Below are 15,518 nucleotides of genomic sequence, written 5' to 3'. Positions count from 1 at the left end.
AAAGCTTTTTTTATTTGAGAAAGCCAAAGTAACCAATAACGATGATGGCTAAAATAATTCGATACCATCCAAAGGCTTTGAAATCATTTTTCTTAATGTAATCCAATAAGAACTTGATGGACAGATATGCCACAAGAAAAGATACAAAGGTTCCAACTAGTAAAATAGTAATTTGCATTCCGGTAAAAGTATTACCATGAATGAAATATTTAACTAACTTTAAACCACTGGCGCCAACCATGGTTGGAATAGCCAGAAAGAAAGAAAATTCAGTGGCTACAAAGCGTGAAGCACCAATCAAAATAGCTCCCAAAATCGTTGCACCTGAACGGGAAGTTCCGGGTACTAGCGATAAAATTTGAAAAACACCGATGGCAAGAGCAAACGAATAAGGCAACTTGTTGAGTTGAGAGAGCTTGGGTTGTCGTTTTTTATTCCAATTTTCAATTAAAATGAATAAAATACCGTAAATCAACAAGGTAGCTGAAATAACTTGCCAAGTATTGAAATGTTGATCCATAAAATCATTCAAAGGCAGTCCTACAATAATTGAAGGTATGCAAGCCAATAAGACTTTCCACCATAAAGACCAGGTTTCTCTTTTTTGAGAAGTTGATTTTGTAGGAGAAAAAGGATTTAATTTGTGAAAATAGATGATAACGACTGCTAGAATAGCTCCTAATTGAATGACGACCATAAACATATTAATGAAAGCTTGTGATTCTTGCAACTTAACGAATTCGTTCGCTAAATACAAGTGACCAGTTGAGCTAATGGGTAAGAATTCGGTGATACCTTCGATAATACCCAGAATAATTGCCTTTAGAATGTTTAACATTTAATTCCTCATTTTCTCAGCCCTAATGGCCTATTTAAAAAATTTGAGACAGGTTCCTTCCGGAACAGTGGCTTCGTTATTGACAAATGTCAATTGCCCAGAATCTAAGTTACGCCGCAAAATGGAGACATCATTTGATTTTTGATGTGGAACGAGAATAAATTGACCACTCGGATCTAGTGAAAAATCACGAGGAAAATCACCCTGAGTTTTGATCGTTTGCAGATGTTCCAATTTTTGGCCATCAGCAGCAATTCTAAAGGAAACAATTGAATTATGACCACGGTTAGACGTATATAAATACTGACCGTCAGCACTGATGCGAATTGCAGCGGCAGTATTTTCACCTAAATAATTTGCTGGTAATAAATTGTAGGCTTGAACTAAACTAAATTGACCGTTGAGATAATTCAAAACGAGAACTTGGGAGCTCAATTCGCAGATACAATAAGCCAATTGCGGATTTTGCGGGTTGAATACAAGATGACGCGGCGCACTACCAGCTGGTGCTTGAAATTCAGCCTGTAAATGAGCTTGACCGTCATCGTTTAGTTGATAAGTGGAGATTTTGTCAGTACCATAATCACATACAATCAATTGATCGTCGGGTGCTAAATGAGCCATATGCGGGTGAGAAGCCTCTTGTTCAGCTTTCACACTATGACCGGTTAATTGGATTTGGTCAGTAATTGTCAAAGTTTTGTCAGGATTAATTTTGTGAATGGTGACAATACCCGTATGAAAATTTGCAGAAAAGACTAATTGCTTTTGTTCTGCAATTTCGACATAAGCGGGTGAATCTTTAGGTTGTAAGGCGCTGCCTAAGAATTGAAAATCGGCGTTGATATCGTATGCAGCAATTCCACCTTGTTCACCATCTTGAATGATGGAATACAAAACATCATCGTTAGAAACTGCAAAATAAGTGGGACCTTGTAATGGCACAGCTAGTTTGATGTTAGAAATAGTTGTCGATTGGGTATCAAAAAGCATTTGATAAATTCCCTGACTCGTTTGGCGAGTATAACCGCCAATTAATAATTTTTCTTTCATGAAGAAAACCTCCTTGAAAAACATTTTATAACAACTTATTCAAAATTGCTGATAGTATTGCATTAATTTGCTAAGATAAATATAAAAACAGGTGAAAAATTTGACTGATATTCAAGTAAAGATTACGGCAATTGGCAAAGATGCTTTGTTGGCAGATGATGATTTTTTGATTTTGTTTGACGAAGAAGTGACTGATGATTTGCGGACGGTTTCGGTGATTCAAGAATTGACCGCTGCTCAAAAACAAGAGTTTGCACTTAAAATGGGTGATCAGATTGTGATCGATGGACAAAGTTATCTGATTCAGGCGCTTGGCGAACAAGTTAATCAACAATTACAAACTTTAGGGCATACGGTACTTTATTTTACACAACGACCAGATTCATTGCCTATCAATGGTGTTTATTTAGATGGCGTTGTACCAAAAATCCAAATTGGTTCTGAAATTCAATATCAACAACGAGGTTAAAATGAAGCAAAGAACGTGGTTTACAAAATGGTTTTTGAATAATAAATTTACGGTCGTCTTGTTGAATATTCTATTGACATTTTTGATCATTGCTGTGTTTGCTAAAATTAGTTATGTTTTCCGTCCTTTATGGCAAATTTTGGGCATTATTTGTCCCCCTTTGATTGTGGCGGCAATCATGTATTACTTAATTAAACCGTTGATTAACTTATTAGAAAATAAGCTTCATTTTAAGCGCTTATTGGCAATTTCGTTAGTATTTTTAGTCATTATCTTAATTGTATTATGGGCTGTTTTGACTCTAATTCCGATCATTCAGAGTCAGACTGCGTCTTTAATTAAGAATTTACCGCATTATTGGCATATGTTGCAGCAAGCAGTTAATGATTTGGCACGTGAACCCCATTTACGTAGGTTGCATATCCAAGACAATCTGTCTTGGAATAAGATTTCGCAATCGTTTATGCATAGCATCGGTGGTACGGTGAACATTGCTTGGAGCAACTTTACCTCAGCAATTAGTATTGTTTCTAATACTGTGATGATTATTTTGACAGCGCCATTTATTTTGTTCTTCTTATTAAAAGATGAACAAAAAATCAAGCCAAGTATTTTGCAATTTATACCTGATCGTCTCAAAGCTGCAACTTCACAAACATTGAGTGAGATTAATGCTGCTTTGAGTTCATATATTCGTGGGCAGTTGACGGTAGCCTTTTGGGTGGCAATCATGTTTTCCATTGGTTATCTGATTGCAGGCTTACCTTATGGTGCCTTGTTAGGAATTTTTGCAGGAATTTGCAATTTGATTCCATATGTTGGCTCGGCCATTGGTTTATTGCCAGCTATTATTTTGGCTTTATTATCAGGGCATCATATGATTTTTATTGTGATTATCATTTTTGTAATTGAGCAGACTATTGAAACAAGAGTCGTCTCACCCTTAGTTGTAGGCAATAAAATGAATATGCATCCAGTGACGACGATTTTTGTTTTATTAGTGTCAGGTGGAATGTTTGGTTTAATAGGGGTAATTGGAGGAATTCCCAGCTACGCCATTTTAAAAATCTTATTTACTAAAACATTTTCCTGGTTTCAAGCTAATTCTAATTGGTATCAAGAGAAACGCTTGGATAGGTCGGAAGATCAATCAAAAACGTAGCAAAATAATAGCTTACCCTTAAAGGTAAGCTATTTTTACGATTAATCACCATTATAAATAGAATTATTTACTAAAATATAATCAACTTTGGTTAAATCTTGTAAGCAATTACCACCTGCATAGGAAATAGCAGATTGGAGATCTTCCTGCATTTCTTGGAGCGTATCGTGAATTGAACCACGATAAGGGAGAATAACTTTTTTACCTTCAATATTTTTGTGCTGCTTTTTTTGCATTTGTGAGGCGGAGCCATAATAAATCTTAAATTTCTGATGATTTTTTTTGATGATTTCACCCGGATTTTCATCGTGACCCGCTAATAAAGAACCGATCATCACCATCGTAGCTCCAAAACGAATTGCTTTGGCAATATCACCGTTGTTACGAATACCGCCGTCAGCGATGATGGGCTTTTTAGATGTTTGTGCACAATAATTAATGGCGGCTAGCTGCCAGCCTGCTGTTCCAAAACCTGTTTTGAGTTTAGTAATGCAAGCTCTACCAGGACCCACACCTACTTTAGTAGCATCGGCGCCAGCTTCTTCTAAAAATGTGACTGCCTCAGGTGTGGCCACATTTCCTGCAATGATAAAACTATGCGGCAGCATTTTTTTAATATAACCTATTAAATCTTTTACGCTGTCGGCGTAGCCATGGGCAATATCAATCGTCAGATAGTCAGGCGTCAGTTGCGCTGTTGCGAGTTGTTGAACTAATTGATAATCTTCAGGTTGAATTCCAAGACTAATGGAAGAAAGGAGCTGTTTTTGGTGCATCATTTTAACAAAATCAAAGCGTTGCTCAGGCTTGAAGCGATGCATAATATAAAAATAATTGCGGCGAGCCAGCCAAATAGCTAATTGTTCGTCAATTATACTAGACATGTTGGCGGGAATCACGGGGATTTTAAAGGTGTGATCGCCCAAGCGGACGGAAGTGTCAGCGTCGCTACGATGCTGTAAAATACATTTTTGTGGAATTAATTGGACTTCATCGAAATCAAATACTGGAATTTTTGCCAATGTTGAACAACCTCGTTTAATGAGTTATTTACGAACTATATAGTCTTTATAAATAATTAAAGTTCGATATATGCTTAATTTAATGGTAATAAAATGATAAGTCAAGCTAAAAAGAGCTTGTACTAACAAAGCGGACGTTGTATAATACCTGACTGTGGACTTAGATTAGTTTTCTTTATCAAATTATAAATTTAATAAAGAAAATTAAATAGACGCGATTAACGTATCTTCTTGCTGCATATGCCGAGGGGATGCGTTTTTTTATATAATTTATCAATGAAAGAAGAGCAACTTATGACCAATCATATTGCATTGTTTGAACCGTTGATGCCTGCTAATACAGGTAATATTGCGCGGACTTGCGTTGGTACGAATACCGTCTTACATTTAATTCGGCCACTTGGGTTTAGTTTGGATAACAAGCACATGAAACGTGCGGGCTTAGATTATTGGGATAAATTACAGTTAGTCATTCACGATGATTTGGCGGATTTTTTGAGTAGTATTCCTGACTTACAGCAATTATATTTAGTTAGTAAATTCTCTGATAAAATTTATAGTGATATTGATTATTCAGACACTAAAAAGGATTATTACTTTTTATTTGGTAAGGAAACGACGGGCTTGCCAGAACAATTTATGCGTGAAAATCAAGACAAGTGTTTGCGAATTCCAATGAGTAATAATATTCGGGCTTTGAATTTATCTAATAGTTGCGCGTTAGTAATTTATGAAGCTGTTCGACAACAACATTTTGAAGGCTTAGAACTCACGCATCGCTATGAGCACGACAAATTACATTAAGGAGAAAGTTATGCAAGTAAATAAGGGACCGTTAGTGGTTCAAGGTTATCATTATGACTTAGTGGAGCCGACTACGGCAGCAAAAACGGATATTCAAGTGCAAATCCAAGAATATCAAGACGATGCTGCTGCCGAAAATTCCGATGCTGGACAAATGGTTCAGATTTTGATTCCGTTTGATATTCATCCGGAGCAGGCGCCATTTGAAATTTCTGGTTTACTGGGCCAAGTAATTCAGCTAGTTGACTTTGATGGTGAAATTAAAGATTTAAGCGGTGATATTGTGGAACAGTTATCCCAACCCCTGATTGAGCAAATTCAAATCATTACTTATCAAGTTACGGCGTTGACTTTGGATCATGGCTATCAGTTAGATTTTCAGGCTGAGTTTGGTGATGGTGAGTTGCAATAAAATATGATTTAAAACTTGGAGAAATGTTCCAAGTTTTTTTGTTTACAAGAAACTATTTGGAATTTATAAGTTCAAATCATTTACAAATATATTTATTTAGAATATAATAAAAGTGATTTCTCATAAAAATAATTTTGCTTTTTATTATATTAAGACTAATATTAGTTAATTTGAATGGATGTATTTATATTTAGTTTCAATATGTTTGAAAAATTGAGGTGAATATTATTATGAAACAAACTTTCAGTTTACTAAATGTGTGGCATGTGTTGAGAAAGCATTGGCAAACAATTTTATACTGTTTGATTTTGGGATTAGGCGGTGCTGTGATACTAGTTTTTGCAGTGTTGAAGCCACAATATCAAGCTCAAACGCAAGTTGTCGCTTCATTGTCGTCTAAAACTGCTCAAAACAATGATGAGATTAATAATAATTTGCAGTTATTGAACACCTATAAAGAATTTGTCGTCAGCGACATTGTTTTAGAAGATTCGGCTCAAGATTTACAACAGTTAGGACTGGATCGCAAAGCTAGCGAATTAAAGAAGTCGATAAAAGTGGTTCAATCGCAGAATTCATTAATGCTGACGATTAAAGTGACCGATGCTAACCGCTATGCTAGCTCAATGATTGCTAATGTGTTGACGAAAGTATTTCAAACTAAAATTAAGCATTATTTTCATGGTGATAAAATTTTGATTGTTTCTAAGGCACAAGTTCCCCACCATACGGCTCAACCACGAAGAATGTTGCTGATTGTTTTGGGTGGGGTCTTAGGAACTATTGTTGGTCTGCTGTTGAGTTTAGTGTTAGAACTAACTGATCGCACAGTTAAAGACGAATATTTTATCAAGAATGATTTGGATTTGCCAATTATAGGTAGAATCGGCGCAATTTCATCCAAGCAGATGCAAAGTTCAATCGCGCAAAACTCATTGGCAGAAGATGAAGAAAAGCAGGATTTGGCCGCTGTTGGGAGGGATAAAAGATGACTTTATTTCGTAGGAAATCGCAAGATTTGAACCAAATTGGTTTAACTAGTTTTTTTCAACCTAATTCGACGAGTACTGAACAATATTTGACTTTGCGAACCAATTTGCAATTTGCGTTTGATGATGCACAAGAAAGTCACACCTTAGTAGTTACTTCGCCAAATAGTAATGAAGGTAAGTCAACGGTTGCAGTTAATTTGGCGTTAGTTTGTGCACAAGCTGGTCAAAGGGTGTTATTGGTTGATGGTGATATCAGACGCCCGACGGTGTGGCAAACTTTTAAACTTGCTAATCGTCAAGGTCTCAGTAATGCTTTGGCGGAAAATGACGGTGTGCAGGCGTATATTCAAAAACTACAAATACCTAATCTAGATGTGTTGACTAGTGGCACGCAGATTGCTAGTGTGTCGGAGCTCTTAAATTCCAAACGTTTGGCGAATTTAATCGCGCAAGTTAAAGCTCAATATGAATTGATTATTTTTGATATGCCGCCAATTAATACTGTGACAGATGCAGCAGTGGTGTCAGCACAAACTGATGGGGCAATATTAGTAGCACGTTCGCATGTAACTCTGAAAAATGAGTTACTCAAAGCCAAAGAAGCCTTGGAATTAGCGCACGCCAAAATATTGGGTGTGGTTTATAACGATATTAATCAAACTGATCGTGATGATGATTATTACTATGGGAATAATGAATGACTGGTTTGGTAGATCTGCATTGTCATTTATTACCGCATCTTGATGATGGTCCTGATAGTGTGGCTGATAGCTTGGCTTTAGCACGCGTTGCAGTCCAACAGGGCATTACACAAATTGTCTGCACGCCTCACGATAACCATTATTTTCATAATTCGCGGGAGCAAGTAACGACAATTGTGACAGCTTTTCAGCAATATTTAACGCAGCAGCAAATTAATTTGGAACTATTGCCGGGACAAGAACTTTATTTGGATGCTGAGACATTGACCAAGTTGGCTCAAGATCAATTATCATTTATTGATCCTCAAAAGCATTATTTATTGATTGAGTTTCCGGAAATGGAAGTTCCTAATTATGCGCTAGAGGTGATTTCAGAATTAATTGCGCGCCAAATTACGCCCATCATTGTTCATCCCGAACGTAATGGCAGTTTGATTAAGAATCCCAATGAATTATTTGAACTATTGAGTTGGGGATGTTTAGCGCAAGTAAGTGCGGGCAGTTTGCTAGGAAAATTTGGTCTGAAAGTTAAGAAAACGGGTTGGTGGATGTTAAAACGCCACGCCATTCAATTTGTGGCATCTGATGCGCACGGCATTCAGAAACGGACTTTCTGTTTGCGCGAGGCTTATCAAAAAATTGCACGGCGCATGGGTGAAGCACAAGTTGCTCAATTACAAAGTGCTGCTCAAAAAGTAATTAATGGGCAGCAGATTTTATTATAAGGAGTCAAATTTTTAAACTTATGAAACGAAAAAAACAACATTGGGTTAAAGCTTGGGGAAAGATTATTGGTTTGCTTGTTTTTTAATTGGTGCTAGGTGTTGGTGTCTATGCAGGTCATCTATACTACGATCTGAAATCGACAAGTGGACGCATTTATCATGCGCCCAGTACGAAACATAAGGATGTTTCCAAAGATTTACAATCGTTAAAACAGAAAAAAACAATTTCTATTCTAATTTTTGGGATTAATAGTAATCAAAGTTTGCGTCATTCGGACAATTATGGTGAAGCGCAAGCGGGTGATGCTAGGTGTTTTAAATCCACGGCGACATCAAACCGAATTGGTCAATTTGGATAGTAATATCTTAGTTACCGATGTACAAGATCAAGGAAAATCAGTCTCGCTAAAACAAACTTATGTTCAAAAGCAAGAAGCAGCCACGATTCCTGCGGTACAAGACATTTAAATGTATCAGTGGATCATTATTTTACCTTTAATCTGCGTGGTTTACAGCAACTGATTGATTTACTAGGCGGCATTAGTGTTGATAATCCCCAGGCTTTTAGTGAACAAGGAGTTAGTTTTACACAAGGCCGGATTCATTTAACTGGCGATTCAGCTTTGAAATTTTTGATGAATCAACCACCACAACCCAAATTACGCCAACAACGTCAACAATTGGTGGCAAAAGCTTTGGTTCAGGCAATGGGTCAGCCTAAATTTTTGGCACATTATTCAGATATTTTGAATGTGTTGTCAGATAATGTACGAACCAATCTAACGTTTAAAGATTTTCAATTATTAGCAAAAAACTATCGAACTACGGTGCAATCAGTGAAGTTTGATTATCTGATGGGAAGTCATCCCAAGTCTGATGAAGTTCACAAATTAACGAACAAATTACAGAAAAGGTAGATTGAGTTAAAAAAGGATGCGTTGACATATGATTTATGAAAAGCTGAGTCAAGTTTACGATTATTTAAGTCGCAAACTTGATTTTATTTTTTGGGAAATTCAATGGCAAAAAATGGGTTACTTTTTGTTTCAATTAATTTTTAATATTTTATTATCAATTGTTGGCTGTATAGGCTTTTTATTGCTGGGGATTTTTTTAAAAACTAAGACTTTTTTTTGCAATGATAAGGGACCGATTTTATACAAACAAGAACGTATGGGTAAAAACGGAGTGCCATTTTATATCTATAAATTTCGGACAATGGCCGTAGATGCAGATCAATTTTTGTACGAAGATAAAGAATTGTATAAGCAATATATCGAAAATGATTATAAATTACCGTTAGGTCAGGATCCGCGGGTCACTAAATTGGGTTTGTTTTTACGCAAATGGTCATTAGATGAATTGCCACAATTTTGGAATGTTGTGAAAGGTGATATGAGTATCATTGGTCCACGACCGGTTGTGAGAGATGAACTGAAAAATTACGCGGATTATAAAGAAGTAGTGACTTTGTTGTCAATGAAACCGGGAATTATTGGTTATTGGCAGGTCATGGGACGCAGTAATTTGCGTTATCCTAAGCGTTGTGCGATGGAATTGTATTATGTTGAACATGCATCTGTGGGCTTAGATTTGAAGATCTTCTTAAAAAGTATCGTGACGGTTTTAAAACACGTGGGGGCATATTAATTTTGAAAAAAATTCTCTATATTGCTGAAGCTTTTGATGGTGGCGTGTTATCTTTTTTGCAAGAACTGACAAATAATTTGGTAGATCAGTATGAAATTACGATTTTGTATGGTCGAAGACAAACTAGTTTGGAGCAAAGACAGACAACTTTTGATCCGCGGATTCAGTTGATTGAGATTAAGTCTTTTCAACGAGCTTTGAATCTGAATGCTGATTACCAAACTTATCAAGAACTTAAAAAATATTTACGACAAATTGATCCAGATGTCATTCATTTAAATTCATCTAAGGCAGGGTATTTAGGCAGATTGTTGCCATATCGTAAAGATCAAAAAGTGTTTTATAATCCGCATGGCTATAGTTTTTTGATGCAAGGAAATACGCATCATCAGGAAAAAATATATTATTTAGCTGAAAAGACCTTGGGTTATCGGACCAAGGTTCAGACTGTCGCGGTAGGTCAAGGTGAATATCTGCAAAGCAAAAAAGTAACGAATAATAGTATTTTGGTGAATAATGGAATTGATTTACAAGCAATTGATCAAATAGCAGTTAATACTGAGATTTCAGAAAAAGCAGTTGTCACAGTTGGCAGAATTGATGTGCAAAAAAATCCACGTTTGTTTAATCAATTAGCGCAACTTTATCCTGAAAAAGAATTTGTGTGGTTGGGTGATGGTCCACTGAAAGATCAATTAACTGCACCAAATGTGCGGATTTCAGACTGGTTGGCACATGAACAAATTATTGCGATTCTCAAAAAAGTGCAAACTTTTGTTTTATTATCTAAATGGGAAGGATTGCCGTTAGCGTTGTTGGAAGCAATGTATTGTGGCAATTATTGTATTGTCACCAATGTGATTGGCAACAAGGAGTTGATCCGTGATAATGAAACTGGTGCTGTCATCAATGATTTAACGCAATTGCTGGAAGCTTTCAAATGTCCTAGGGCTAAGCGACAACGATTGATGACGAATGCTCAACGGGAAGTTGAGAAAGATTATAATTTGCATAAAATGGTGCAACGGTATTGTCAGATTTATGGTTGAGATAAGGAGACTGTGGTGAAAACAGTTTTACATTTTGTTCGGACGAATATTTTTAGCGGTTTGGAGAGTACGGTGATCAATATTTGTACTTTGGTTTCTGGCTATCGGCATTACTATGTTTGTCCGACAGGACCCATTGATGCTTATTTGAAGCAGAACCAAATTAACCGGATTGTCTTGAACAAATTGACACCTAGAACAGTTTTGCAGGTTCTTCGGCAATACCAGCCCGATATAGTGCAAGGTCATGATGTGGTCGCTAGCGTGTGTTTAGCGGCAAATAAGGGTTATTGTCGGCGACATGGAATTAAGATTATTTCGCAATTGCATAGTAACGACACGCGAATGCAAAAATTGACTTGGCGGTCAGGGATCTATGCTTTGAGTTCGTTTGCTTACGATAAAGTGATTGGGGTTTCGGATGCAATTCGCCAAGAGTATCTGTTTAAAAAATTAATCCGCTCAAAATTTGTTGTTATCAACAATGTCATTAATCCGCAGATTCTACAACAACAGCTTCAACAATTAGAATTATCAACTCAATGGGATTGTATTTTCATTGGTCGAATGGAACAGGCTAAAAATCCTTTGATGTTTGTACAAATTATTGCTGCACTCAAAGTCAAATATCCGCATATCAAAGCGGTGATGTTAGGATCAGGTCAATTAACATCGGTTGTCCAACAAGCCATTGCTCAAGCTGATTTAGATAAGAATATTGATTTTTTAGGTTTTCAAAAAAATCAGTATCCGTATTTACAAGCTTCGCGTTTATTATTGATTACTTCGCAATATGAGGGCTTTGGGTTAGCTGCATTAGAAGCACTGCTACTGGGGAAACCGGTACTTGCAACACCTGTTGGGGGCTTGACGCAATTAATTGATGATCGTTGTGGCAGCGTGGCGTCTGATGTGGCGACATTTGTTAGGCAAGCGGATCAGTTGCTGGCTTCTCAAAGTAGTTATAATCAAAAGTCTATTGCAGCCATGCAAAAAGCTCATCAAGTTAACCAAATCTCGCAATTTGTACAGGCTTTTCAGCAAGTATATGCTGACTAATATAGGAGAAGATAGATGACGCAGCATTTCAAAAATAATATTTGGTTAACTTTTTATGGAATATATCTTTTTTGGTATATTTTGCTGTTGATGAGTAATTTGAATTTAGCTACTAAAATTCAAATGCCTTTTTTTACCATCTCCATAGTCTTTTCCGGGCTGTTTTTAATGTTTCAAGCGTATTCTTTATCAGAATTGTTAACTTTGATTTTAGGCTTAACTTTAGCAGTGGTAGTATCGTTGACTTCACATACGATTGTATTTATCACATTGGTAATGTTTGTCTTTAGTGCCAAGGGTGTGTATTTATCAGACTTCATTCGCGTCGATTTTTGGGTACGCTGTATGGCAATTTTAACTGTAATATTTTTTTGGAAAATCAACCTGATTCCGAATATGCAAGTCATACGTGATGGTCAATTGCGTTCGTCATTAGGTTTTTTACACCCTAATACACTGGGAGCTTTATTAGTAATTATTTGTGGTGAAATTTATTTTCTATATGGTACCAAACAAACTTGGTTGAGCCATTTGTTAACCTTAGGCTTAATTTTATTGGATCATCTGGTTTTAGATTCGCGTTCGGCAGAAATCGGTTTATGGTGTTTACTCATTGGTCATGTGATTTTATATAGTCGGTGGACGACGGTGCGCGCACAAGTGACTAAATTTTTTAAATGGCTTGGTTATCTGGGACCATGGTTGTTTTTGGTAGGTTCCACAGTTTTAATTGTTAAGTTTAACGCGGCTAATGCGTATTTTAGTCGGTTAAATGAATTATTTTCGCAACGCTTAGCTTATATGAATTATGTGAGCACATATTATCCCATTAAATTTTGGGGACAATTTATCCCTAATGGACCGGATAGTTATCAAAATGTCGCGCGGCAAACTATTGATAATTCATATTTTTCTATGCTAGAACGCACTGGTTTATTGGCTACGGTGATTTTTATTATTTATTTGCTGATGCTGACGCAAAAATTTGCCCAACATCATTTGACTTCGCTGATAATTTTGACGATTACTTTTTGTTTGATCTCTCTGATGGAGTCACGCTTGAATTATTTTCAATATACGATCGTTTTATTAACTTATTTGATGCAGATGGATGACAAATACTTGTCAGAAAAGGAGCGGCAACGATGAAAACTAATTCAGAAATTGATGCTGTGATTACCTGGGTGGATGGTGATGACCCCAAATGGCTGGCTAAGAAAAAACAGCAGCAACAAAAACTTCATTATCAAGTAGCGGATGAACAACGTTATCGAGATTTCAATACACTAAAGTATGTTTTTCGATCCTTAGAAAATTATGCGCCTTGGTTTCATCGAATTTATTTGGTGACTGACCAACAGTTGCCAGTTTGGTTAAATGTCAATCACCCATGTTTGCAGATTGTTGATCATCGTGATTATATTGCTGCTAAATATTTACCAACTTTTAATTCTAATGTTATTGATTTAAATTTGGATCAGATTTCGGGGCTATCTGAAAATTTTATATTATTTAATGATGATTTAGTCCTGACTAAAAAGGTTCAAGCTACGGATTTTTTTGTGGATGAATTGCCCAAAGATACGGCCGCGTTGTCACCAATCTGTCCAGAAATTGATGGGATTGAAAGTGCGGTTTTGAATAATATCAAATTGATTAATTCGCAATTTACTCAAAAGCAGGTGGTGGGTAAATATTGGCGCAAATTTTTTAAATGGCAATATGGACAGTATAATTTCCGAACTTTGTTTTTGTTGCCATACACAAAGTTTAGTGGTTTTATGGATTTTCATATGCCATTATCGTTAAAAAAAAGTACGTTCAGTGTTTTACGGCAAAAGTTTCCAACTTATTTTGCACAGACAAATCAGCAGCCATTCCGCTCTAATGATGATATTACTATCTGGTTGGCTAGATATTGGCAATTGTGTCAGGGGCAATTTCAACCACGCAGCGCTAAATTTGGAAAATATTTACAATTAAGCGACTTAAAAGCCATCAAATTGGCGTTGAAAAATCCTAAATATAAAGCGTTGTGCCTCAATGATGTCGCCTTAACTAAGGAACAAGTGCAGGCGGTAAATCAATATTTACCCGATTTATTAGAACAAAAATATCCAAATAAATCACGCTTTGAAAAGTAATAGGTGGGAACATTTGTGCAATTAATTAAGAATTATTTATATAACGTTTGTTATCAGATTTTTATTTTGCTAATCCCGTTAGTCACAATGCCCTATATTTCACGTGTTTTAGGAACAAAAGGGTCAGGAATTGCTTCATTTACGGCCTCGAATGCGCAGTATTTTGTGTTATTGGCAGCGTTAGGAATTTCTGTCTACGGGAATCGTGAAGTTGCTTATCATCGGAATGATCCTCAACAATTATCGCAGATCTTTTGGGAAATCTTTAGCTTGCGGATGTTGACGACCATTGTTTCTTTAAGTTGTTTTTATATTTTTTGTGCTTGGAATCGGGCTTATTTGGGACCTTATTTAGCACAATCGTTGTTGATTGTTGCGACAGCATTAGATGTCTCCTGGTTTTTTATGGGATTAGAAAAATTTAAAGTCACCGTCTTACGAAATTTTTTAATTAAATTGCTGTCTTTAGTTTTGATTTTTTTGTTTGTTAAAAAAGAAACTGATGTGGTTATTTATATCTTGATTACCACCGTATCTCAGTTAATCGGGAACTTGTCTTTGTTTACTTATCTGAAACCTTATATCCACAAGCCGCAACTACCAGTAAAGTTGCAACGACATTTTCAGCAAGCTATTTTATTTTTTATTCCACAGATTGCAGTTTCCTTGTACACTTCTTTGAATAAAACAATTTTGGGAATTTTGGTATCGGTGAGTGCGGCAGGAATCTTTGATTATGCTGATCGAATTGTACGGTTGGCCTTGGCGGTAGTTACTGCTGCAGGAACGGTCATGTTACCACGGATGGCAGCTAGTTTCGCTAAAGGAAAAATGGATCAGATTAAACGTTATTTGTACTTAACATTTCAAGCTGTCACTGCCTTGTCTTCGCCGATGATGTTTGGTTTAGCAGCAATTGCCGTAAAATTTGCCCCATTTTTTTTAGGTAAATCATTTGGTGAAGTGGGGATATTAATTATGGCTGAAGCAATTGTGATCGTCTTTATCGCTTGGGAGAATATTTTAGGAAACCAGTACTTGATTCCGATTGGCCGAACTTGGACATATACGAAAGCTATTTTAACCGGTGCGGTGATCAGTTTGTTAGTCTGTTGGCCACTAATTACTGTTTATGGTGCTTTAGGTGCAGTTTTTGCGAGCATTTTAGCTGAATTGAGTGTCTTGTTGTATGAACTATGGTCGATTCATAAGGCAATCCAACTGAAGTTACTTTTTAAAGAATGTTGGAAATTTTGGCTTGCAAGTTTGGCAATGTTTCTAGTCGTTTTTCCTTTAAATTTGATTTGGCCATTTAATTTGGCTATTTTGTTTGGCGAAGTGTTGATAGGAATTTTGATTTATGGAGGCGTCTTATTTTGGTGCAAGCCGTCCATTGTTCAGGCGATACTGCAACAAATAAAATCTTAAGCAATAAATA

At 36.4% G+C, this 15,518-nt stretch carries 18 protein-coding genes; 15 read left to right on the top strand and 3 right to left on the bottom strand.

Features of this window, described 5'->3' with window-relative positions; all coding sequences use genetic code 11:
* Nucleotides 1-10: 10 nt before the first annotated feature.
* The gene (locus MOO45_RS05875) at nt 11-838 is read right to left on the bottom strand and encodes an undecaprenyl-diphosphate phosphatase (protein ID WP_249513996.1); all 828 of its coding nucleotides are present in this window, start codon (nt 836-838) and stop codon (nt 11-13) included.
* A 30-nt stretch (nt 839-868) separates the two neighbouring features.
* Nucleotides 869-1,891, bottom strand: coding sequence for a lactonase family protein (locus tag MOO45_RS05870; protein ID WP_249513995.1), 1,023 nt, complete (start codon nt 1,889-1,891; stop codon nt 869-871).
* A 100-nt stretch (nt 1,892-1,991) separates the two neighbouring features.
* Here MOO45_RS05870 and MOO45_RS05865 point away from each other — a divergent pair, with 100 nt between their 5' ends.
* Together MOO45_RS05865 and MOO45_RS05860 are read left to right on the top strand one after the other, a co-directional pair.
* Nucleotides 1,992-2,360 carry a PTS glucitol/sorbitol transporter subunit IIA gene (locus MOO45_RS05865; RefSeq protein ID WP_249513994.1) on the top strand — a complete coding sequence of 123 codons (369 nt, stop codon included), beginning with the start codon at nt 1,992-1,994 and terminating at the stop codon, nt 2,358-2,360.
* Between the two features lies 1 nt (nt 2,361).
* Entirely contained in the window at nt 2,362-3,522 is a 1,161-nt protein-coding gene (locus tag MOO45_RS05860; protein ID WP_249513993.1) for an AI-2E family transporter, read from the top strand.
* A 41-nt stretch (nt 3,523-3,563) separates the two neighbouring features.
* On the opposite strand, the gene MOO45_RS05855 is transcribed toward MOO45_RS05860, so the two are convergent.
* Nucleotides 3,564-4,535, bottom strand: coding sequence for a GMP reductase (locus MOO45_RS05855; protein ID WP_249515180.1), 972 nt, complete (start codon nt 4,533-4,535; stop codon nt 3,564-3,566).
* A gap of 303 nt (nt 4,536-4,838) precedes the next feature.
* Here MOO45_RS05855 and MOO45_RS05850 point away from each other — a divergent pair, with 303 nt between their 5' ends.
* The 13 genes from MOO45_RS05850 to MOO45_RS05790 all read left to right on the top strand — a co-directional run bounded on the left by MOO45_RS05850 (nt 4,839) and on the right by MOO45_RS05790 (nt 15,508).
* Complete coding sequence (locus MOO45_RS05850) at nt 4,839-5,348, top strand: tRNA (cytidine(34)-2'-O)-methyltransferase (RefSeq protein ID WP_249513992.1); 510 nt, start codon at nt 4,839-4,841, stop codon at nt 5,346-5,348.
* Nucleotides 5,349-5,358: 10 nt separating this feature from the next.
* Nucleotides 5,359-5,760 (top strand): DUF1149 family protein, encoded by a 402-nt coding sequence (locus MOO45_RS05845; RefSeq protein WP_249513991.1) that lies wholly within the window; start codon nt 5,359-5,361, stop codon nt 5,758-5,760.
* Nucleotides 5,761-5,990: 230 nt separating this feature from the next.
* Complete coding sequence (locus tag MOO45_RS05840) at nt 5,991-6,752, top strand: YveK family protein (RefSeq protein ID WP_249513990.1); 762 nt, start codon at nt 5,991-5,993, stop codon at nt 6,750-6,752.
* On the top strand, nt 6,749-7,453 hold the full coding sequence (locus tag MOO45_RS05835) for a CpsD/CapB family tyrosine-protein kinase (RefSeq protein ID WP_249513989.1): 705 nt from the start codon (nt 6,749-6,751) through the stop codon (nt 7,451-7,453). Before MOO45_RS05840 ends, MOO45_RS05835 begins: the two co-directional genes overlap by 4 nt.
* Nucleotides 7,450-8,178, top strand: coding sequence for a tyrosine-protein phosphatase (locus MOO45_RS05830; protein WP_249513988.1), 729 nt, complete (start codon nt 7,450-7,452; stop codon nt 8,176-8,178). The genes MOO45_RS05835 and MOO45_RS05830 overlap by 4 nt, the downstream gene beginning before the upstream one ends.
* A gap of 282 nt (nt 8,179-8,460) precedes the next feature.
* A complete protein-coding gene (locus MOO45_RS05825; RefSeq protein WP_249513987.1) occupies nt 8,461-8,646 on the top strand; it encodes a hypothetical protein in 186 nt (61 codons plus the stop codon).
* A gap of 8 nt (nt 8,647-8,654) precedes the next feature.
* Nucleotides 8,655-9,095 carry an LCP family protein gene (locus MOO45_RS05820; RefSeq protein ID WP_249513986.1) on the top strand — a complete coding sequence of 147 codons (441 nt, stop codon included), beginning with the start codon at nt 8,655-8,657 and terminating at the stop codon, nt 9,093-9,095.
* Between the two features lie 28 nt (nt 9,096-9,123).
* Nucleotides 9,124-9,828 carry a sugar transferase gene (locus MOO45_RS05815; RefSeq protein WP_249513985.1) on the top strand — a complete coding sequence of 235 codons (705 nt, stop codon included), beginning with the start codon at nt 9,124-9,126 and terminating at the stop codon, nt 9,826-9,828.
* Between the two features lie 2 nt (nt 9,829-9,830).
* Nucleotides 9,831-10,877 carry a glycosyltransferase gene (locus MOO45_RS05810; RefSeq protein ID WP_249513984.1) on the top strand — a complete coding sequence of 349 codons (1,047 nt, stop codon included), beginning with the start codon at nt 9,831-9,833 and terminating at the stop codon, nt 10,875-10,877.
* 15 nt (nt 10,878-10,892) lie between these two features.
* Nucleotides 10,893-11,936 carry a glycosyltransferase gene (locus MOO45_RS05805; protein WP_249513983.1) on the top strand — a complete coding sequence of 348 codons (1,044 nt, stop codon included), beginning with the start codon at nt 10,893-10,895 and terminating at the stop codon, nt 11,934-11,936.
* A gap of 15 nt (nt 11,937-11,951) precedes the next feature.
* Nucleotides 11,952-13,085 carry a hypothetical protein gene (locus tag MOO45_RS05800; protein WP_249513982.1) on the top strand — a complete coding sequence of 378 codons (1,134 nt, stop codon included), beginning with the start codon at nt 11,952-11,954 and terminating at the stop codon, nt 13,083-13,085.
* The gene (locus MOO45_RS05795) at nt 13,082-14,080 is read left to right on the top strand and encodes a stealth family protein (RefSeq protein ID WP_249513981.1); all 999 of its coding nucleotides are present in this window, start codon (nt 13,082-13,084) and stop codon (nt 14,078-14,080) included. The genes MOO45_RS05800 and MOO45_RS05795 overlap by 4 nt, the downstream gene beginning before the upstream one ends.
* Nucleotides 14,081-14,095: 15 nt before the next feature.
* The gene (locus tag MOO45_RS05790) at nt 14,096-15,508 is read left to right on the top strand and encodes an oligosaccharide flippase family protein (RefSeq protein WP_249513980.1); all 1,413 of its coding nucleotides are present in this window, start codon (nt 14,096-14,098) and stop codon (nt 15,506-15,508) included.
* Nucleotides 15,509-15,518 lie beyond the last annotated feature (10 nt).

The organism is Bombilactobacillus folatiphilus (genome assembly GCF_023380265.1).
Taxonomy (GTDB): Bacteria; Bacillota; Bacilli; order Lactobacillales; family Lactobacillaceae; genus Bombilactobacillus; species Bombilactobacillus folatiphilus.
Note: the sequence above shows the minus strand (reverse complement) of the source record. Positions and strands in the feature narration are given on the sequence as shown.

Coding starts and splice junctions, on each gene's coding strand:
- MOO45_RS05875 (WP_249513996.1), bottom strand. CDS start 838: ATGTTAAACATTCTAAAGGCAATTATTCTGGGTATTATCGAAGGTATC.
- MOO45_RS05870 (WP_249513995.1), bottom strand. CDS start 1,891: ATGAAAGAAAAATTATTAATTGGCGGTTATACTCGCCAAACGAGTCAG.
- MOO45_RS05860 (WP_249513993.1), top strand. CDS start 2,362: ATGAAGCAAAGAACGTGGTTTACAAAATGGTTTTTGAATAATAAATTT.
- MOO45_RS05850 (WP_249513992.1), top strand. CDS start 4,839: ATGACCAATCATATTGCATTGTTTGAACCGTTGATGCCTGCTAATACA.
- MOO45_RS05845 (WP_249513991.1), top strand. CDS start 5,359: ATGCAAGTAAATAAGGGACCGTTAGTGGTTCAAGGTTATCATTATGAC.
- MOO45_RS05840 (WP_249513990.1), top strand. CDS start 5,991: ATGAAACAAACTTTCAGTTTACTAAATGTGTGGCATGTGTTGAGAAAG.
- MOO45_RS05835 (WP_249513989.1), top strand. CDS start 6,749: ATGACTTTATTTCGTAGGAAATCGCAAGATTTGAACCAAATTGGTTTA.
- MOO45_RS05830 (WP_249513988.1), top strand. CDS start 7,450: ATGACTGGTTTGGTAGATCTGCATTGTCATTTATTACCGCATCTTGAT.
- MOO45_RS05825 (WP_249513987.1), top strand. CDS start 8,461: ATGGTGAAGCGCAAGCGGGTGATGCTAGGTGTTTTAAATCCACGGCGA.
- MOO45_RS05815 (WP_249513985.1), top strand. CDS start 9,124: ATGATTTATGAAAAGCTGAGTCAAGTTTACGATTATTTAAGTCGCAAA.
- MOO45_RS05800 (WP_249513982.1), top strand. CDS start 11,952: ATGACGCAGCATTTCAAAAATAATATTTGGTTAACTTTTTATGGAATA.
- MOO45_RS05795 (WP_249513981.1), top strand. CDS start 13,082: ATGAAAACTAATTCAGAAATTGATGCTGTGATTACCTGGGTGGATGGT.